This window comes from Glutamicibacter sp. NPDC127525, assembly GCF_042672105.1.
Lineage (GTDB): Bacteria > Actinomycetota > Actinomycetes > Actinomycetales > Micrococcaceae > Glutamicibacter.
Genome location: NZ_JBHXVN010000001.1, coordinates 503166 through 521692 on the forward strand (window position 1 = coordinate 503166; position 18527 = coordinate 521692).

Annotated in this window: 14 protein-coding genes and 4 tRNA genes; 1 reads left to right on the top strand and 17 read right to left on the bottom strand. The window is 59.3% G+C overall.

All coding sequences use genetic code 11. From position 1 onward, the window contains the following. The 5 genes from cysD to ACFVHU_RS02320 form a co-directional block, all read right to left on the bottom strand. Positions 1 to 924, bottom strand: a complete 924-nt coding sequence (gene cysD / locus ACFVHU_RS02300; RefSeq protein WP_105658472.1) for a sulfate adenylyltransferase subunit CysD — start codon at positions 922 to 924, stop codon at positions 1 to 3. Between the two features lie 10 nt (positions 925 to 934). Continuing rightward, a complete protein-coding gene (locus tag ACFVHU_RS02305) occupies positions 935 to 1657 on the bottom strand; it encodes a phosphoadenylyl-sulfate reductase (RefSeq protein ID WP_105658471.1) in 723 nt (240 codons plus the stop codon). Next, positions 1654 to 3354 (bottom strand): nitrite/sulfite reductase, encoded by a 1701-nt coding sequence (locus tag ACFVHU_RS02310; protein WP_388022219.1) that lies wholly within the window; start codon positions 3352 to 3354, stop codon positions 1654 to 1656. The genes ACFVHU_RS02305 and ACFVHU_RS02310 overlap by 4 nt, the downstream gene beginning before the upstream one ends. Positions 3355 to 3421: 67 nt before the next feature. Further along, positions 3422 to 4162 carry a sirohydrochlorin chelatase gene (locus ACFVHU_RS02315; RefSeq protein WP_105658469.1) on the bottom strand — a complete coding sequence of 247 codons (741 nt, stop codon included), beginning with the start codon at positions 4160 to 4162 and terminating at the stop codon, positions 3422 to 3424. A 30-nt stretch (positions 4163 to 4192) separates the two neighbouring features. Continuing rightward, positions 4193 to 4957 (bottom strand): SDR family oxidoreductase, encoded by a 765-nt coding sequence (locus ACFVHU_RS02320; RefSeq protein ID WP_388022223.1) that lies wholly within the window; start codon positions 4955 to 4957, stop codon positions 4193 to 4195. 459 nt (positions 4958 to 5416) lie between these two features. On the opposite strand from ACFVHU_RS02320, the gene valS reads away from it, so the two are divergent. After that, positions 5417 to 8038, top strand: coding sequence for a valine--tRNA ligase (gene valS / locus ACFVHU_RS02325; protein WP_105658467.1), 2622 nt, complete (start codon positions 5417 to 5419; stop codon positions 8036 to 8038). A 321-nt stretch (positions 8039 to 8359) separates the two neighbouring features. On the opposite strand, the gene ACFVHU_RS02330 is transcribed toward valS, so the two are convergent. From ACFVHU_RS02330 to ACFVHU_RS02385, 12 genes are all read right to left on the bottom strand, one after another. Beyond that, the gene (locus ACFVHU_RS02330) at positions 8360 to 9367 is read right to left on the bottom strand and encodes a trypsin-like serine peptidase (protein ID WP_388022226.1); all 1008 of its coding nucleotides are present in this window, start codon (positions 9365 to 9367) and stop codon (positions 8360 to 8362) included. Between the two features lie 900 nt (positions 9368 to 10267). Further along, positions 10268 to 10876, bottom strand: a complete 609-nt coding sequence (locus tag ACFVHU_RS02335; RefSeq protein WP_388022229.1) for a DsbA family protein — start codon at positions 10874 to 10876, stop codon at positions 10268 to 10270. Positions 10877 to 10916: 40 nt separating this feature from the next. Continuing rightward, positions 10917 to 12209, bottom strand: coding sequence for an ATP-dependent Clp protease ATP-binding subunit ClpX (clpX, locus tag ACFVHU_RS02340; protein WP_105658464.1), 1293 nt, complete (start codon positions 12207 to 12209; stop codon positions 10917 to 10919). Positions 12210 to 12376: 167 nt separating this feature from the next. Beyond that, positions 12377 to 13036, bottom strand: a complete 660-nt coding sequence (locus ACFVHU_RS02345; protein WP_105658463.1) for an ATP-dependent Clp protease proteolytic subunit — start codon at positions 13034 to 13036, stop codon at positions 12377 to 12379. Between the two features lie 47 nt (positions 13037 to 13083). Continuing rightward, entirely contained in the window at positions 13084 to 13707 is a 624-nt protein-coding gene (locus ACFVHU_RS02350; protein ID WP_286134321.1) for an ATP-dependent Clp protease proteolytic subunit, read from the bottom strand. Between the two features lie 223 nt (positions 13708 to 13930). Then, positions 13931 to 15262: a trigger factor gene (gene tig / locus ACFVHU_RS02355; RefSeq protein ID WP_388022234.1), complete on the bottom strand. Its 1332-nt coding sequence runs from the start codon at positions 15260 to 15262 to the stop codon at positions 13931 to 13933. Between the two features lie 87 nt (positions 15263 to 15349). Next, a tRNA-Pro gene (locus ACFVHU_RS02360) sits at positions 15350 to 15424 on the bottom strand. Positions 15425 to 15581: 157 nt separating this feature from the next. Then, positions 15582 to 15656, bottom strand: a tRNA-Pro gene (locus tag ACFVHU_RS02365). Between the two features lie 142 nt (positions 15657 to 15798). Then, positions 15799 to 15873: transfer RNA gene (locus ACFVHU_RS02370), tRNA-Pro, on the bottom strand. A gap of 812 nt (positions 15874 to 16685) precedes the next feature. Next, positions 16686 to 16759, bottom strand: a tRNA-Gly gene (locus ACFVHU_RS02375). A gap of 186 nt (positions 16760 to 16945) precedes the next feature. Continuing rightward, a complete protein-coding gene (locus ACFVHU_RS02380) occupies positions 16946 to 17914 on the bottom strand; it encodes an Fpg/Nei family DNA glycosylase (RefSeq protein ID WP_105659203.1) in 969 nt (322 codons plus the stop codon). Between the two features lie 2 nt (positions 17915 to 17916). Next, the gene (locus ACFVHU_RS02385; protein WP_105659202.1) at positions 17917 to 18390 is read right to left on the bottom strand and encodes a ribose-5-phosphate isomerase; all 474 of its coding nucleotides are present in this window, start codon (positions 18388 to 18390) and stop codon (positions 17917 to 17919) included. Between the last annotated feature and the right edge of the window lie 137 nt (positions 18391 to 18527).

Here is an 18527-nt window from a genome sequence, read left to right on the forward strand (position 1 = left end):
TTAGAAGTACCCTTCGGTCTTGCGGTCTTCCATTCCCGCGGCGGAAATACGGTCGTCGGCGCGGGTGGCTCCGCGTTCGGTGATGGTGGCGACGGCCAATTCATCGAGCACCTTCGCCACGGTGTCGGCGGCGGAGAGCACCGCACCGGTGCAGCTGGCGTCGCCCACGGTGCGGTAGCGCACCTGCTTGACGACGACCGGCTCATCGGCGTTGGGCTGGCTGACGCTGGTCAGTGCCCGCCACATGCCGTCGCGTTCGAAGACCTGGCGGCAGTGCGCGAAGTAGATCGGCGGCAGCTCGATGTTCTCGCGCTGGATGTAGGCCCAGATATCGCGTTCGGTCCAGTTGGAGATCGGGAAGGCGCGCACATGCCAATCCGGCTCGTGCCGCCCGTTGTACAGGCTCCAGATTTCCGGGCGCTGGTTGCGCGGATCCCAGACGCCGAACTCGTCGCGCAGGGACAGGATGCGCTCCTTGGCGCGGGCCTTGTCCTCATCGCGGCGCGCCCCGCCGAAGACCACGTCGAAGCCGTTGGATTCGATGGTGTCCAGCAGGACCCGGGTCTGCAGGCGGTTGCGGGTGCCGTCGGGCAGCTCGGCCAGCTCTCCGCGGTCGATGTACTCCTGCACGGAGCCGACGACGAGGTTCAGCCCGTACTTTTCCACGACCGCGTCGCGGAAGTTGAGCACCTCGGCGAAGTTGTGGCCGGTATCGATGTGCACGACGGGGATGGGCACGCGGCCCGGGGAGACGGCCTTGGCCAGCAGGTGCAGGACGACTACGGAGTCCTTGCCGCCGGAGAACAGCAGTCCGGGCTTGTCGAATTCGGCGAGCACTTCGCGGATGATGTGGATTGATTCGGCTTCCAAGGCGTCCAGGACGCTGCGCTGGGTGCCTGCGGGCGCGTTAGCGGTGATGGTCATGATTCGCTCCTTAGACGTGGATTCCGCATTCGGTTTTATTCAGCCCGGCCCAGCGGCCAGCCCGCGGGTCCTCGCCCTCGGCTACCGGCCGGGTGCAAGGCTGGCATCCGATGGACGGGTAGCCGTTGGACAGCAGCAGGTTCACGGGTACTTGGTGCCCGGTGGCGTAGTCGATCAGCTGATCGAAGCTCCAGGGCGCCACGGGATTGAATTTGACCAGTCCGTGCTTCTCGTCGAAAGCGACCAGGGGCGTGTTGATGCGGGTCTCAGCTTCGTCACGGCGTACCCCGGTGAACCACGCGCTGTATCCGGACAGGGATCTGGCCAGCGGGTCCATCTTGCGCAGCTGGCAGCAGGCGGCCGGATCCCGGGAGAACAGGTCCTTGCCGAACTTCGCATCCTGTTCGGCCACGGTCAAGGCAGGCAGCACGTCGACGATGTTCACGTCCAGCGTGCGAGCCACTTCGTCGCGGGTTCCGTGGGTTTCGGCAAAGTGGTATCCGGTTTCCAGGAACAGCACATCGACCTTGGGCAGCTGCGCGCAGACCAGGTGCGGCAGCACGGCATCGGCCATCGAGCAGGCCACCGCTACCTCGTCGGCGTCGAGGTGCTCAGCTGCGAAAGCGACGACCTGGTCCGCTGTGGCATCCCAGCCCAGCTCGGCGGCGCCCAGCTTGGCGATGCGCCGCAGTTCGGCCTCGCTGCGGGTACGTACTGGGGTCGGCTTGCTCATTTCAGCTCATCCTCTTCAGCTCGGTGGGCCCAGGCAGCGAAGGATTCCCCTTCGGCAGCCGAGGCCGAGTAGTTCTTCACTACCCGCTCCACGTATTCGGGCAATTCATCAGCCGCGACCTTGAGCCCGCGCACCGTGCGCCCCAGGGCGGCTTCGCCATTTTCGAAACCGGCCAGGGTGCCACCGAGGTGAACCTGGAATCCGGAGACCTGTTCTCCCTGGTCGTTGGTAATCAGCTGGCCCTTGAATCCGAGGTCCGCTGTTTGGATGCGGGCGCAGGAGTTCGGGCAGCCATTGACGTGCAGAGACAGCTGGCGAGGCAGCTTGCCCTCGTGGTCGGCCAGGCGATCCTCGATTTTTGCTACCGCGTCAATCATGGTGTCTTTGGTGTCCACAATGGCCAGCTTGCAGAATTCGATACCGGTGCAGGCAATGGCCGAACGCTTGAACAAGCTGGGGAATGCCTCCAGGCCCAGGGCGCGGGCCGAAGCGACGAAGTCCTGCACCTGCTCTTCGGCGATGTCCAGGGCGATGATCTTCTGGTGCGGGGTGGTGCGCAGCCGGGTGGATCCATGGGCTTCGGCCAAATCGGCAAGGCCGGTCAGCGCGGTACCGGATACGCGGCCAGCCGGAGCGGTCAATCCGATATAGAACTTGCCGTCCTTCTGCTCGTTGACCCCGCTGTGGTCTCCTGCTTCGGTGGGCTGCTCCGGCAACGGGCCGTCGGGCAGCTCGTAGCCCAGGTACTCATCTTGCAGCACCTGGCGCATTTTTTCCGTGCCCCATTCGGCCAGCAGGAACTTCAGGCGTGCGCGGTTGCGCAAGCGGCGGTACCCGTAGTCACGGAAGATGGAAACTACGCCCTCCCAGACATCCGGTGCCTGCTCTTCGGTCACGAAGGCGCCGAGGCGTTCGCCCAGGCGGGGGTTTGCCGACAGCCCGCCGCCAACCCACAGGTCGTATCCGGGGCCGAGCTGCGGGTGGACGGTGCCGATCAAGGCGATGTCGTTGATTTCGTGGACGACATCCTGGCTTGGGTGGCCGGTGATGGCGGTCTTGAACTTGCGCGGGAGGTTCGCGAATTCCGGCTTGCCGATGTAGCGGCGGGAAATTTCGGCGATCACCGGGCTGGGATCGATGATCTCGTCCTTGCTGATGCCTGCCACCGGAGAGCCGAGGATGACACGGGGCACGTCGCCGCAGGCCTCGGTGGTGTGCAGGCCGACGGCTTCCAGCCGCTGCCAGATCTCCGGGACATCGACGACGTCGATCCAGTGCAGCTGGACGTTCTGGCGATCTGTCAGGTCGGCGGTGTCGCGGGCGAAGTCGGTGGAGATCTGGCCGATGACGCGCAGCTGCTCGGTGGTCAGGGCGCCGCCGTCGATGCGCACGCGCAGCATGAAGTAGCGGTCTTCAAGTTCTTCTGGGCTCAGCGTCGCCGTCTTGCCGCCGGGGATCCCCTGGGCACGCTGGGTGTAGAGGCCCCACCAGCGGAAGCGGCCGTGCAGATCCTCGGGTTCAATGGAATCGAAGCCCTGCTTCGAGTAGATTTCCTCAATGCGCTGGCGCACGTTCAGGCCGTTGTCGGCGGCCTTCATCTCTTCGTTGGCATTCAACGGGGCAGGGCCGTCGATTTTCCATTGGCCGTTGGGTTTTGCCTCTCTTGTGGAGCGAACTGGTGTGGTTGTCTGCGTCATGTCCACCAGCGTAGGAACTGCCCCCAGAGGGTCGGCAACCTGCCGGTGTCACATGGCTACGCGTTGCCTAACGAGTTAGGACTTCGTCATCTGGAGACATGAAAAGCTCCTCTTCGAGCGCCTTTTGCAGTCGCACAAGGAAACATTGAGCAATCATTACGTCAGGAAGCAGGGGGCTTGTCACCACGCCTGCCCCCGTGCTAGCCAGCTTCTGCTGGAAGAATCCGTCGGCGAGCAGCGAGCTGAGCACGAGCACTGGACGCGCGGCAGCATTTCCCACGACGTCAGCGATCCGCGGCTGGGCCCCTGCGCAGTAGCCCACCTGCACTTCGCGCTCCAATAGGACAGCGAGCTGCTCGGCGAGATTCTTGACCTGGTTTTGGCCGACTTCCAATCTCGTGCCCGCCGCCGCCAAGACAACGAGCGGGTCGTTGGCCAGGTGCCCTGCGGCGCGTTGCGCCAGGACTTGGGCCAGCTCCGGCAGCGGACCCAATGGCAGGGCGGCGGAGGTTCCCGCGCGCGAGGCGACCGCCTGCGCAATGTCGTGCGTCGTATGAACGCCGTCGGAGACCAGCAGCGGCAAGACCACTGCCGGCTCGCCTTCAGGCAAACCGGCGATAACCGTTTCAAGCCGGGGCTCTTGGACATCCACATAGGCTTCGTGCCAGACAAGCTGCACCGGGAATCGCTCTTCGCTCCGCCGTTCCAGGTCGGCACGCAGATCATGGATTAGTTGCTGCCCGTTGGCGTTGTCCGTGCCGTGGGATGTTGCGACAACATGTATCTTCTGCTGGGTCGCTTGACTCATGAATTGATCCTCACCGATGTTGTTGGGCGCCTATTTGGCGCTGCGCACTAGCTTGTGGTTGGCGGCCTGCGCCTGCGGGCGGATGACAATTTCATCCAGATTCACGTGGGCCGGGGCGCTGACCGCATAGCGGATGACTTCGGCAACGTCTTCACCGGTCAAGGGACTCTCCACACCGGCGTAGACGTTGTCGGCGGCGCTCTGGCTTCCCAGACGACGGAGCGCGAACTCTTCTGTCTGCACCAGGCCGGGCAGGATCTCGATTACCCGCAGCCCGTTCTCGACTTCTTCAAGACGAAGCGCCTGGGTCATGGCACGTTCAGCGGCCTTTGCCGCGTTGTAGCCGCTGCCGCCTTCGTAGCTGGCCAGTGCGGCGGTGGAGGTAACGTTCAAGACGGTGCCTCGCGCCTCGCGAAGCTGGGGCAGCAGTGCACGGGTCAAGCGCATGGTTCCCATGACATTGGCTTGCCACATGAAGTCCCAGTTTTCATCGACCGCGTCGGCCCAGGTTTCGGTTCCACGCGCACCGCCGGCGCAATTGACCAGCGTATCTGCGCCGCCATGCGCGGTGACCGTTTCTACCAGTGCGTCGACATCTGCCTGCACGCTGACATCTGCTGGCACCGCGATCGCACCGCATTCAGCGGCGAGCTTTTCCAAGCGGTCGGCCCGGCGGGCTACTGCGAAGACGGTCCATCCTTGTGCGCGCAACGCACGGACTGTTGCCTGGCCAATTCCGCTGGAAGCTCCGGTAACAACGGCCGAACGGGAAGAAGTCTTATCTGTAATTGTCATACGTCAACTGTAGAACCAGATCATTACCAGTTGGTAAGGCATGAATTTCTCTTACATTTCATGCGGCAAGATTTTCTTCCGGGCCAGGGCCTGGAATCCAGGGCGGCGAGCGTCGGCGGTGCCGCCAGGGCCATGGCCGATGCTGTCCCGCCTGCGCCTACTGCGCGGCGGCAACGTGCAGCTGGCGCGGCTGCCGGAGGAATGCAATCGGAGGGAATATCTTGCGTAAGCGGAGCCATGCAGGAATGCGCCAACGCCAGACGGCGCTGCTATGCCCGGGTGCACCGTGCCGCTGGTGCGGGCGACAAGGCGATTCGGCGTTCGCGGCAGGACGGCTGAGCCAAGGGCCGCCGGTCCGGCACAGGCTTTTGATCCAGCTGGTCCCGGCTGGACAGCGGCGTGGTGCAAGCCATGGGCAACAATGACTGTGCGCCGGGCAAAACATGGAAGAATAGACGTATGGCAGAAGAAAACTTGGGCACAGACACGCCCGCAACGGTTTCCGTTCCTGACAAGCCCGCTTTGGAAGGCTTGGAAGAACGTCTTTCGTCCCGGTGGCGCACCGAGGGCACCTATCACTTCAATGAGGACACGACTCGCGAAGCCGTGTACTCCATCGACACTCCCCCGCCAACCGCTTCGGGTTCGCTGCACGTAGGACACATGTTCTCGTACACGCAGACCGACGTGTTGGCTCGCTACCAGCGCATGATCGGCAAGAACGTGTTCTACCCACTTGGTTGGGATGACAACGGCTTGCCTACCGAGCGCCGCGTGCAGAACTACTTCGGCGTCCGTTGCGACCCGACCAAGCCTTACATCGAGGGCTACCGTCCACCGGAAAAGCCTGCGAAGAACCAGCGCGACTGGGATGTCATCAGCCGCAAGAACTTCATCGAGATCTGTGAAGAGCTGGCGGTCGAAGACGAAAAGGTCTTCGAGCAGCTGTTCACCACCCTGGGCCTTTCGGTGGACTGGCGCATGACCTACCGCACGATCGACGACAATTCGCGTGCAACTTCGCAGCGCGCCTTCCTGGACAACCTGGCAAAGGGCGACGCCTACATGGCTGAAGCTCCAACCCTGTGGGACGTGACCTTCCGTACCGCAGTGGCCCAGGCCGAACTCGAAGACCGGGAAATGCCCGGCGCCTACTACCGTTATGCATTCGACGCTGAAAACGGCGAGCAGGTCTTCATCGAGACCACCCGCCCGGAACTGCTCGCTGCTTGCGCCGCGCTAGTGGCCCACCCGGATGACGAGCGCTACCAGCACTTGTTCGGCAAGACCGTGACCTCGCCGATCTTCGGAGTTCCCGTCACCGTCCACCCGCACCCATTGGCCCAGGCCGACAAGGGTTCTGGCATTGCCATGGTGTGCACGTTTGGCGACTTGACCGACGTGACCTGGTGGCGCGAACTGCAGCTGCCAACCCGTCCGATCATTGGACGCGACGGCCGCATCCTTGCAGACACCCCCGAGTGGATCACCACCGAGGCCGGCAAGGAAGCGTACGCCCAGATTTCGGCAAAGACCGTGTTCTCCGCCAAGGAAACCGTCGTCGAGATGCTTTCCGACGCGGGCCTGCTTGATGGCGAGCCGAAGAAGATTTCCCGTCCGGTGAACTTCTTCGAAAAGGGCGACAAGCCGCTGGAAATCGTGACCTCGCGCCAGTGGTACATCCGCAACGGCGGCCGTGATGAAGAACGCCGCAACCAGATGATCGCACGCGGCCAGGAAATTGATTTCCACCCGTCGTTCATGCGCTCGCGCTACGAAAACTGGGTTTCGGGCCTGAACGGCGACTGGCTCGTTTCCCGCCAGCGCTTCTTCGGCGTACCAGTGCCAGTGTGGTACCAGGTCAACGAGCACGGCGAACCGAACTACGATGCGCCGCTGTTGCCAACCATCGACCAGCTTCCGGTTGACCCGGCAGCGGACGCGCCGACCGGCTACACCGAGGACCAGCGCGGCTCCGCTAACGGCTTCATTGGCGATGCCGATGTCCTGGACACCTGGGCAACCAGCTCGCTGACCCCGCAAATCGCTGGCCGTTGGGGCCGTGACGACGAGTTCTTCTCGAAGGTCTACCCCTTCGACCTGCGCCCGCAGGGCCACGACATCATCCGTACTTGGCTGTTCTCCACCGCGGTTCGCGCAGATTCCCTGCACGGCAACGCTCCGTGGAAGCACGCTGCGATTTCGGGCTGGATCCTGGATCCGGACCGCAAGAAGATGTCCAAGTCCAAGGGCAACGTGGTTGTACCTAACGAAGTCCTGGATAAGTTCGGCGCGGATGCTGTACGCTACTGGGCGGCCAGTGCCAAGCTGGGTGCCGATACCGCGTATGAAATCAACCAGATGAAGATCGGCCGCCGCCTGGCCATCAAGATCCTCAACGCCTCGAAGTTCGTCCTGAACTTGGGCGCGACCGACGCCAACGTCTTGACCGATGACGCTTCGGTAGTCACCAACGGGCTGGATCGTTCGCTGCTCGCTCGCCTGTCGACCGTTATCGAAGACGCCCAGCGCGCTTTCGACAACTACGACTATGCTCGCGCGCTGGATATCACCGAGTCGTTCTTCTGGTCGTTCACCGACGACTACGTCGAATTGGTCAAGGACCGCGCCTACGGCGGCCACGGCGAAGCCGAGCAGGCATCGGTTCTGGCTACCCTGGCCACCACCCTTGATTCCGTGCTGCGGCTCTTCGCGCCATTCCTGCCATTCGCTACCGAAGAGGTTTGGGGTTGGTGGCGCACCGGGTCGGTGCACCTGACCCAGTGGCCAAGCACCGGGCACTTGTCCGCTGCAGTAGAGGGCTCCGACCCGGCGGTACTGCCACTGGTTGGCGTCGCTCTCTCGGGCATCCGCAAGGCCAAGTCCGATGCGAAGGTCAAGCAGCGTACCGAAGTGCTCTCGGGCGAGATCCACGCTCCAGCGTCTCAGGTTGCGCAGCTCAAGGCAGGATTCGAGGACTTGAAGTCCGCGGCGAACGCCCGTGAGCTGACCCTGGTTGAAGCCGACGGTGAAATGACTGTCACCAACGTTGAATTGGCTCCGGCTGAAGAAACCGAATAGCAGTTGAACCAGAAAAACCGGTTGCCATCCCGTCATCGGGATGGCAACCGGTTTTTCTATTTCTGCCCTTGCTCCTCCCCCGCATCGGGGTCATCCGTCTCGGGTGGAGACTGGACGGTTTTCTCCATGGGCCGAGCCGCGCGTCGACGTTCGCCGGCGAAGTGTTCCAGTTGGTCTTCCGCGCTGGACTCAAGACGATGCTTCTGGACCGGGCCTTCTGACCCGGCAGCTGGCGAATTTCCGTCGGCCATCTTCTCTTCCCATCTACTTGCAGCCAGCAGCTGGATCCCCATCGATGTCCAGCTGCTGGGCTATTAGTGCTTAGTTCTGCGCGCTCTGGTATGCCTGCTGGATCACCGAGCCCCAGTACGGTCCGAACATGGTGTCGCGCACCGAGCTGTAGCCGAAGCTGTTCACAGAGTTCTGGTAGCCGTTCGATCCGCTCCCCAGGAACCATGGGCCACCGGACGAGCCGCCGGTCATGTTGCATGGAATGCCCTGAGACTGGGACTGGCCAAACGGATCGTCGCTGGAGTATCCGCTGCACGATTGCAAGGTCTCGCCGTTGAATGGCGAAGCAGCTGGGTAGCCGTAAGCAGTGTAGTACTCTCCGCGCGCCTGGTTGAAGGCGACCCCCGAAGCGCCAACGGCATCAGTCAAGGACGCACCACCGCTGGAGCTGACCACGGCGAAGCCTGTGTCATAGGTGATGTCCCCGCCATTTGACCATTCAGTCGGTGCCACCAGCTCGGTCGCTGCGAAGGAACCGTAGGGTGCTTTGCCGTTTTCATAGGCTGGAACGAAGACCCAACGGGTTGCGAATGAACCGGGTCCTTCATTCAGGCAGTGGCCAGCGGTGGAGACCGTCGACTCGTTGGCGGAGACGACAGCGTTGCCAGAGCACACGTAGTCTGATCCGCCGAGAGTGAAGAACACCTTGCCGATGTGCGAAACCGGTGTTTCCTGGGTAGCGCGAGTCTTGCCACCCTTCGTTTGGGCCTGCTTTCCGGCTGCCGCCTGCGCGCCATGACCGGCGACCTTGGCCGGCTTGCCGGATTCAACCTTGGCAGCCGAACCCGACTTGCCAGCTACGAGTGAATCTGCGTTCTTTGCGGCTTTCATCCGATCCGCGGTCCAGTAGGATACCGCTGCGTCAGCCTTCTGTTCCGAGATCGTGATTGACTCTACGTCGCCACCAGTGGTCGTCGGCGCTGCCGAGGCCATCGGTGCCACGCCGAGCATCAGCGCGCCTGCAAGAACCGCGGCGCTTGCCAGCTTGCGGCGCCCCTTGCCCTTGGATGAATCCGTAATTAGAGAACGAATCTGCACGATTTAACTCCTTGTCCAGTGGCTTCTTTGCCACTATCGATGGGGGTGCTGTTGCACTCGTGGGAAACAGTCAAACACACACTTCAAGCATTTTCTACAGGAATATTTTCCTCCGCCCGCCGCGTCACCGACCTGCAACGGCCACCAAGTTGTGAAGCGAAATAGTTTTGAAACAGATACTTTCAATCGATTCCCCGGCGCCACGACTCCCCTTCGAATGAGCCCGTGCATTTCTGGTGATTTCAAACCAGCCCCTAAATACCAGTGAGCCGAATCACACGCCCAGAGTCCGGCCTTGCCGCGCGAGACCAGAGCAGCGTGTCTGAATATATGAAATAGAAGCTTCGGTAACAGATACTTTCCCGGCTCCGCGTTGTCTGCCCTGTACGAAAAAATATGCATTAATTAGGCTTTAAAATTGGACTTATTCGACACCCGATATTGCCGGTTGCCGATGCCGACGGCCTACCTCCACGACTTGCCTTGCGATCCGCTGACGCTCCTGCGCACTCTGCGAAGGCAGCATGAACTGTCCGCCCACCGCGCGCTGTTGCCCTGGACTCATGAGTCATCATCCGAGCCTAAGAAACGGAAGTTCGAACGACGCACCAATTGGACTGCGGAACCGTCCCTGGCCAATATGAACCGCGTGCTCCGCGATCCGACGAGAAGGTAAAGCACCGATGCAACGAATGGCGGATGCACAGAATACTGGTCCGGCCCATGCGGATCGGCACCTTGATGGCGCGCCTTCCTCCGTCGGCGGATAGCCAATCGTCCCGTGGATTAGTGGCACCGGAGGGCGAACACCCGGCCCTCCATGCCAAGCGCCTTCACTGATTAAAAACCAAGGACGCTGCCGCGCAATGAGACAACGTCCTTGGAACAGAAAATTCCCGCTTAGTCGAAAACCGGGCTTTCGGTACGAGTGCGCTTCATTTCGAAGAAGTACGGGAAGGATGCGAGCTGCGCCGCAGCGTCAAACATCTTTCCTGCATCTTCCCCAGTCGGAATACGGGTAATGACCGGACCGAAGAAAGCAACGCCATCAACGGCGACGATTGGCGTGCCTACATCCTGCCCCACCAAGTTGATGCCTGCCTCGTGGCTCGAGCGCAGCACGTCATCGTTGGCATCGGTATGCGCAGCTTCAGCGAGTTCCGCTGCCAATCCCGCCTTCTGCAGCGCCTTGGCGATGACTTCATCACGATCTTCGATCTTCTCGTAATGGAACAGTTCACCCATGGCGGTGTACAAGCTGTCCTTGACTCCCTCGCCGTGTTCCTGGGCAGCACGCGTGACCACCCGCACCGGCCCCCATGAGATGTCCATCTTGGCGCGGTAGTCAGCTGGAAGGTCGCGGCCTTCGTTAAGCATCGAGAGGCTCATGACGTTCCAATTCACGTCGATGTCGCGGACCTTCTCCACTTCCTTGATCCAGCGGCTCGTCGCCCAAGCGAACGGGCAGATTGGATCGAACCAAAAATCAACTTGCTGACGTTCAGCCATGAACTACCAACTTTCTTCCGAAGAGAATTTTTGAATACGGCTAGGCGGACTTCATATCGCGCTTGGCCACCATCGCGTGAGAGAGCAACGTGGGATCTTCACGGTCAATGACGGTTGCCCGAGTAATGACCACCTCGGCAACATCGTCGCGGCTTGGAAGGTCGAACATTACGCCGCCAAGGGTTTCCTCAAGAATCGACCGCAAACCACGCGCGCCGGTCTCACGCGCAATAGCCTGTTCTGCGATTGCTTCCAGTGCCGACTGGTCGAAGCTCAAAGCCACGCCATCCATCTGGAACATCTTCTGGTACTGCTTGAGAAGTGCGTTCTTTGGTTCGGTCAGTACGCGCACTAGCGCGTCCTTATCCAGATGCTCCACCGTGGTGATCACCGGCAGGCGACCAATGAATTCTGGAATCAGGCCGAACTTGAGCAAGTCTTCCGGCCGAACATCCGAGTAGGAAGCGGTCTCCGACTTCAGCGCTTTCAGCGGAGCACCAAAACCGATGCCCTTCTGCCCTGCCCGTGAAGAAATAATTTCTTCCAGTCCGGCAAAGGCGCCAGCAACGATGAACAGGATATTGGTGGTGTCGAGCTGAATGAAATCCTGGTGAGGGTGCTTGCGGCCACCCTGGGGCGGCACCGCAGCGACAGTGCCTTCAAGGATCTTCAGAAGCGCCTGCTGGACGCCTTCACCGGAAACGTCCCGGGTGATCGAAGGGTTCTCGCTCTTGCGGGAAATCTTGTCGATCTCGTCAATATAGATGATGCCGGTCTCGGCCTTCTTGACGTCATAGTCGGCAGCTTGAAGCAGCTTGAGAAGAATATTTTCCACATCTTCACCCACGTAGCCTGCTTCAGTCAGGCTTGTAGCGTCGGCGACAGCGAAAGGAACATTCAGCTTCTTCGCCAGCGACTGCGCCAGGTACGTCTTACCGCATCCGGTAGGACCAATAAGCATGATGTTGGACTTCGAGACTTCCACATCATCCAGCGGGTCATCGTTAGTCAGCGCCGCAACAGGACCGTGGTCCTGGTTGCCGTGGATACGCTTGTAGTGGTTATAGACAGCGACCGAGAGAGCACGCTTGGCGTTCTCCTGGCCGATGACGTATTCCTGCAGCGAGTTGAAGATCTCGCGTGGCTTAGCCAAGGAGAACTCTTCGTGCACCTGCTCTTCGGCGAACTCTTCAGCGATGATTTCGTTGCAGAGTTCGATGCATTCAGTACAAATGTAGACACCATGGCCTGCAATTAGCTTCTTAACCTGCTTCTGGCTCTTCCCGCAGAAAGAGCATTTCAACAGATCCGAGCCTTCACCCATGCGTCCCATCGCACCATTCTCCCGTTTACTTGAGTAGCTGTGGACTTACTCAATTCTAGGCTAGTAGTCCCCCAAATTAGATGAATATGGCGGTTTACCTGTGTTGTGCCGTCTGCCTTTGGACAGACCAGCAACTAGGTAAACCGCCATTCATCATGGATTATTCCAAGTATGCGCTAGCTTCCCAGCTGAGCACGGTTCAGCTTACGAGGAGTCAATACCTCGTCTACGATGCCGTACACCTTGGCTTCGCTAGCAGTCATGAACAAGTCACGCTCCACGTCGCCGCGCACCTTCTCAACGTCCTGGCCGGAGTGGGAGGCAATGGTCTCTTCCAGCCAGCTGCGCATGCGCATAACTTCCTCGGCCTGGATCTGCAGGTCAGTCGCGGTGCCGCGTTCGCCGCCACCCATTGCTGGCTGGTGGATCAATACGCGCGCGTTAGGCAGGGCCAAACGCTTGCCCGGGGTACCAGCTGCGAGCAGTACTGCTGCTGCGGACGCCGCCTGGCCAAGGCACACGGTCTGGACCTCTGGGCGGATGAACTGAATCGTGTCGTAGATTGCAGTCATCGCGGTGAAGGAACCACCTGGCGAATTGATGTACAGGGTGACGTCGCGCTCAGGGTCCATGGATTCCAGGACCAGCAGCTGGGCCATCACGTCATCGGCCGATGCGTCATCAACCTGGGCGCCGAGGAAGATGATGCGATCTTCGAATAGCTTTGCGTATGGGTCCTGGCGCTTGAAGCCGTATGGGGTGCGCTCTTCGAACTGTGGCAGGATGTAGCGGGCCGACGGCATCTGACCGCTAACGGCTTCCGGATTGAAGTTCATGGTTTTCTCCTAGGACAAATCTTTGGGTATCAAGCGATGCGGTGCGACTATTTGTTGTCGTCGCCTACGAAACCGTTGACCGAGCCTGCGTGGGTTGCGATCTGATCGAAGAAGCCGTACTTCAAGCCATCTTCTGCGGTGAACCACTTATCACGCTGGTTGTCGATGAGGATCTGCTCCACGGTCTGACCGGTCTGTTCTGCAGTCAACTCGCTCATGACCTTCTTCATGTGCATGATCAGTTCAGCCTGGATCTTGATATCCGAGGCGGTACCGCCGATGCCGCCCGATGGCTGGTGCATCAGGATGCGGGCGTTCGGCGTAGCGAAACGCTTGCCCGGGGTGCCCGAGGACAGCAGGAACTGGCCCATCGATGCGGCCAGACCGGTTGCTACGGTCACGACGTCATTCGGGATGAAGTTCATGGTGTCGTAGATGGCCATGCCAGCGGTGATCGATCCACCTGGCGAGTTGATGTACAGGTAGATGTCCTTCTCAGGATCCTCTGCCGAGAGCAGCAGCAACTGCGAGCAAATGGCATTCGCATTGTCGTCGCGGACGTCGGAGCCCAGCCAGATGATGCGCTCCTTGAGCAGGCGGTTGTAGATGTAGTCATCACGGCCGGCCGGCTCTGCGGCTGCCATAGTGGGAGTGCGCGAATCATTTGACATGTTCTCTACCTCTTCCAAACGTGTAGATCAGTTTCTGGAATCTCTGTTTCTAATCCCATAGCTACAACTGGTTACTTTGAGATTACTTACTTCAAGCCATTCTTGGGCCGTTTCATGCCCCTGTTTCGCTCACGGCGCATGATGCACGCCCGCAGCGAACAAAAATGGCCATCGGCGGCTTGTTTTGAACAAGCGGCCGATGGCCATCAGAGTTTAGTGAAGACTACTTGGCCTCTTCGGCCTCAACCTCAGCAGCTTCTTCTTCACCGGCTGGCTTGACGAAGGAGGTCAGGTCAACTGCGGCACCGTTGGAATCGGTAACCTTAGCGAACTCGAGAACCTTTGCAAGTGCCTTGCGGCGGCGAACTTCTCCCATGAGCATTGGAACCTGGCCTGCGCCGTCCAGCATCTGTGCAAACTGGTTTGGCTCCATGCCGTACTGGCCTGCGGTCTGAACGATGTAGTCGATCAGCTCGGACTGCTCGACGCCAACTTCTTCAGCATCTGCAACAGCGTCGAGGATGATCTCGTTCTTGAAAGCACGCTCGGTGTTCTCGCGAACCTCTGCGCGGTGCTCTTCGGTGTCGTGGTCTGCTTCAGCGTCTGGTGCGTTGAAGTGCTGCTCGATCTGCTCATCGATAACCGATGCAGGAACAGGAACCTCAACCAGTTCAACCAGCCTGTCCAGAACCAGCTCGCGAGCCTCTACGCCCTGCTCGACAACCTTGCCCTCTGCAGCGTCCTTCGACAGGTTCTCGCGCAGCTCGGCGATGGTGTCGAATTCCGAAGCCAGCTGAGCGAAGTCATCGTTAGCTTCTGGCAGTTCGCGCTGCTTCACAGCGTTGACGACAACCTTGACGGTTGCGGTCTTGCCGGCGTGCTCGCCGCCAGCCAGGGTGGTCTCGAAGGTTGCGTCTTCGCCGGCAGACAGGCCGGTAACAGCCTCGTCCATGCCCTCAAGCATGTTGCCGGAACCGATCTGGTAGGACAGGCCCTGTGCGGAGTCGACTTCTTCGCCTTCTACAGCAGCGGTCAGGTCGATGGTCACGAAGGAGTCTGCAGCTGCTGGAGCTTCAACTTCCTTCAGGGTGCCGAAGCGGCCGCGCAGATCGTCGAGAGCCTTCTCGATGTCCTCGTCAGCAACTTCCTTGGCCTCAACAGAAACTTCGATGCCCTTGTAGTCCGGAAGTTCAACCTTCGGACGTACGTCTACCTCGAGGGTGAAGACCAGCTGGCCTTCGCCTTCCTTTTCGAGGGATGGCAATTCGGTGATGTCTACCTCTGGGCGGGACAGCGGGGTGAGTTCGTTCTCAACCATTGCCTTCTGGTAGTACTCGTTCAGACCTTCGTTGACGGCAGTCTCGATGACATGGCCGCGACCGACGCGCTGGTCGATCATCTTTGCAGGAACTTTGCCCTTGCGGAAGCCTGGGATCTGAATCTGCTGAGCGATGGTCTTGTACGCCTCATCGACGCGGGGCTTCAGTTCCTCGTAAGGAACTTCAACGGTCAGCTTAACCCGGGTCGGGTTGACGTTTTCGACGGCGCTCTTCACAGCGTTGTACTCCTGAGTTGTCTAATATTAGGTCTAATCTGCAAAAAACCCCGCAACATGGTGGCGTTGCGGGGTTGTTCGACAGAGTCGGGGTGACAGGATTCGAACCTGCGACCTCACGCTCCCAAAGCGCGCGCTCTAGCCAAGCTGAGCTACACCCCGATTAGCAGTGAACAGTCTAACCCGAGTTATCCTGTATCCACTAATCGTTTGTGATGCTTACTAGTTACTTTTTACGGTTCTTAGTGATCACAAGATCTAAATTATATTTAGCTCTCAAATTTCACGAGCTGAATCCGAAGATTTTTCACTCGTAAAGTCGGGGTGACAGGATTCGAACCTGCGACCTCACGCTCCCAAAGCGCGCGCTCTAGCCAAGCTGAGCTACACCCCGATTAGCCAGGAAGCCGCATCAAGCGATGCTTTGCTCCAACTAACCGTTTTCCTTGAATACCGAGAATTTTTCAATTTCCGCCACTCACGAGGACTGATCTCTCAGTTCTCAATTCTACGGCTGAATTGCTTCAGCCATAAAGTCGGGGTGACAGGATTCGAACCTGCGACCTCACGCTCCCAAAGCGCGCGCTCTAGCCAAGCTGAGCTACACCCCGGTAAAGTTCAGAAGAAAGCTTGTTTCATCTGGACTAACCGTTTTGCAATCGGTCCGGGAATGTTTTGTTTCCCGTGCTGATCACAAGAAACTAAGTTACACGGGTTCGAACCAAAAGCAAAATCGAGGATTTTGCATGTTGCAGAAAGACATCCGCATGATTTAGCGGTTTTCCTCGTTTCACAAGCCAGAATTTAGCCAAAACTCGCTTTTTCGTGAGTTGAATTACAGGTGGATTTTCGAACGACCGCAACACCAGTGCCGCCGGCCGACTGGAAGACAAGAACCACCCATTCTCCTTTGAAGCATTGACTGGGACCCAGATGCGGCCGATTATTTTTTCCAGGTGTTCAAGCAGCGACTGTTGCTTTGCTCGGCGACCCGGCACATAATCCGTGGCTGCTGGACTGAACCCCGGTCGAAACCACGCGTCACGCTTGCAAACCTGACGCCATGCCAACAGCTCCCAGGCAGGCGTGAGGAGGGTGCGAGTTTGGCATATTTGAAAGCGGGAAATCGCCAATTCCCGAAGCTGCACCCCGGAACGCGAGGCTCATCGAATCAATTAGCGACGTTCGGCGACGACTCTTCTCCGCCGCTGACGAAGTGAAGGGGCCTGGGAAAAACGCTCCCCGCCGATGCATAAGAATGCGATTTGACGTCCAGGAGCAGAAAAAAATGGAAGCCGCAAACATTATCGGAGCCTCATTTCTGCAGTGACCCGAAATGGCTGCACTACGCAGAGGAGGCCAGGAAAAGAGCGGCCTTCGTCCAGATACGCGAAAAGGCCCCGCACGGCGAGACCTTTTCATTTGGAGGGGATGACGGGAATCGAACCCGCATCATTAGTTTGGAAGACTAAGGCTTTACCACTAAGCTACATCCCCATTTCGAAGCTTCTGCGCTTCGAACAAGATTCAGTCTAGACCATAAAACTCTTGCTTTGCAAATCGGGGATTCCATGTCTCACTTGGCACCTCTCCCTTATCACTGCCGTACGGTGATGGTTAGCAAAACACGCCGACGAGCCTGAACGAAAAGAACTCCGCTCGTCCCATCGACGAATCTGCAGCTTATGCCTTCACATGTTTGCGCGGAAGCTTCTGGCAACGAGGGCACCAGTACAGCTTGCGAGCCGCGATTTCGGCCAGGGAAATCTGCGCCGAACATTTCCGGCACCCCATTCCCTGCCGCTGATAAACGTAGTACGCGTTATCGGGCCAAACCACGCCCTGTGGGTCGCGGTCTTCGGGCAAGGTAGTGATGATCTTGCCATCGCGAACGCCGTCTTCCATTACCGATACGATGTCCCACCAAAGTGATTTGGCCTTTTGAGCACTAAGTTCATTCGCCGGCAATTCCGGAGCGATTCGATTCCGGAATAGGGCTTCCGCTCGGTAGATATTGCCGACACCAGAAATGAGCGCCTGGTTCATGAGCACGATGCCAATGGCTGTCTTGGTCTTCATCAGGTTCGCCCGGAATTCCTTGAAGCCCGCTTCAAGCCGAATATCTGCGTCCGCTAAATCAGCCTGGCCTTTGGCTGCCCTGAAACGCACTGCGGACCCAATCAATGGATCCGGGCCGAGCTTATCCAGATGAATCTGGACCTGTTCGTATTCCAGAACCTCGCATGCAGTTGGCCCGCGCAAATCAGCCCAGCCGTGTTCGGAAACGATCCGCGCTCTAACTGCTCCTACCGGTGCGGGCGGGCCGGTGTACTTCTCAGCATCCGTACTGGCACTGGCTTCGATTTCACCAATCTTCCGAGGGGCGCCAATCGAGGAAGCACCCGTAAAGTAGCTGTCTCCCCCGAAATTGAACGCGCCATAGAGCCCCAGATGCACTCGCAGATAGAGATCGTTGGAAAAGCGGCAGAAGAGCTGCTTGCCCTTGGCAAAGGCCTGTTCCAGCTGATGGCCGTCGATGCGCGCGGCATCGGAGCTGAAACGGCCCTGCGGAGAAGTAACCAGGACCGTTTGCCCGCCAAAGACATCGTCGAACTGGCGGGCAAGTCGGTGAAGGGAATGACCTTCAGGCACGACTAGTCGATGACCTCGCCGGTCGTTTCATACGTGGCGATCTTGCCGATGCGGCGTACGTGGCGCTCCGCTTCGCTAAATGGTTCAGCGAGGAAGGCCTCGATAAGTTCCGCAGCTTCTTCTACTGAGTGCTGGCGCCCGCCAACGGCTATGACGTTGGCGTTGTTGTGCTCACGGGCCAATTTCGCGGTATCCATGTTCCACGCCAGTGCGGCGCGAATCCCTTCGACCTTGTTGGCAGCAATTTGTTCGCCGTTGCCGGAGCCGCCCAAGACGATACCCAGTGCGTCCACGCCCGCGCGCTGGTCATCAACAACAGCTTGTGCCGCGTTGATGCAGAATGCCGGGTAATCATCCTCCGGGTCATAGGACTTCGGGCCGTGGTTGACCATTTCGTAGCCCTTGGCGGTCAGGTGCTTTACCAGGTAGTCGCTGAGCTCAAGTCCTGCATGGTCAGTAGCGATATGCACGCGCATAGTCGATTGCCTCATTTACTAGGGAGGGTTCTTTTACTTTCCTATCTAGGATAGCGACCGCGGCACGCGCTCCGGCTACTTCTCAGCTGCGCATCACGGAGTATGAACCGAATAAGTCTCCGAGGCGTCCCAAAGCG

Excerpts from the sequence above, each read along its gene's own strand:
- cysD (WP_105658472.1), bottom strand. The coding sequence starts at position 924 with ATGACCATCACCGCTAACGCGCCCGCAGGCACCCAGCGCAGCGTCCTG.
- ACFVHU_RS02305 (WP_105658471.1), bottom strand. The coding sequence starts at position 1,657 with ATGAGCAAGCCGACCCCAGTACGTACCCGCAGCGAGGCCGAACTGCGG.
- ACFVHU_RS02310 (WP_388022219.1), bottom strand. The coding sequence starts at position 3,354 with ATGACGCAGACAACCACACCAGTTCGCTCCACAAGAGAGGCAAAACCC.
- ACFVHU_RS02315 (WP_105658469.1), bottom strand. The coding sequence starts at position 4,162 with ATGAGTCAAGCGACCCAGCAGAAGATACATGTTGTCGCAACATCCCAC.
- ACFVHU_RS02320 (WP_388022223.1), bottom strand. The coding sequence starts at position 4,957 with ATGACAATTACAGATAAGACTTCTTCCCGTTCGGCCGTTGTTACCGGA.
- valS (WP_105658467.1), top strand. The coding sequence starts at position 5,417 with ATGGCAGAAGAAAACTTGGGCACAGACACGCCCGCAACGGTTTCCGTT.
- ACFVHU_RS02335 (WP_388022229.1), bottom strand. The coding sequence starts at position 10,876 with ATGGCTGAACGTCAGCAAGTTGATTTTTGGTTCGATCCAATCTGCCCG.
- clpX (WP_105658464.1), bottom strand. The coding sequence starts at position 12,209 with ATGGGACGCATGGGTGAAGGCTCGGATCTGTTGAAATGCTCTTTCTGC.
- ACFVHU_RS02345 (WP_105658463.1), bottom strand. The coding sequence starts at position 13,036 with ATGAACTTCAATCCGGAAGCCGTTAGCGGTCAGATGCCGTCGGCCCGC.
- ACFVHU_RS02350 (WP_286134321.1), bottom strand. The coding sequence starts at position 13,707 with ATGTCAAATGATTCGCGCACTCCCACTATGGCAGCCGCAGAGCCGGCC.
- ACFVHU_RS02385 (WP_105659202.1), bottom strand. The coding sequence starts at position 18,390 with ATGCGCGTGCATATCGCTACTGACCATGCAGGACTTGAGCTCAGCGAC.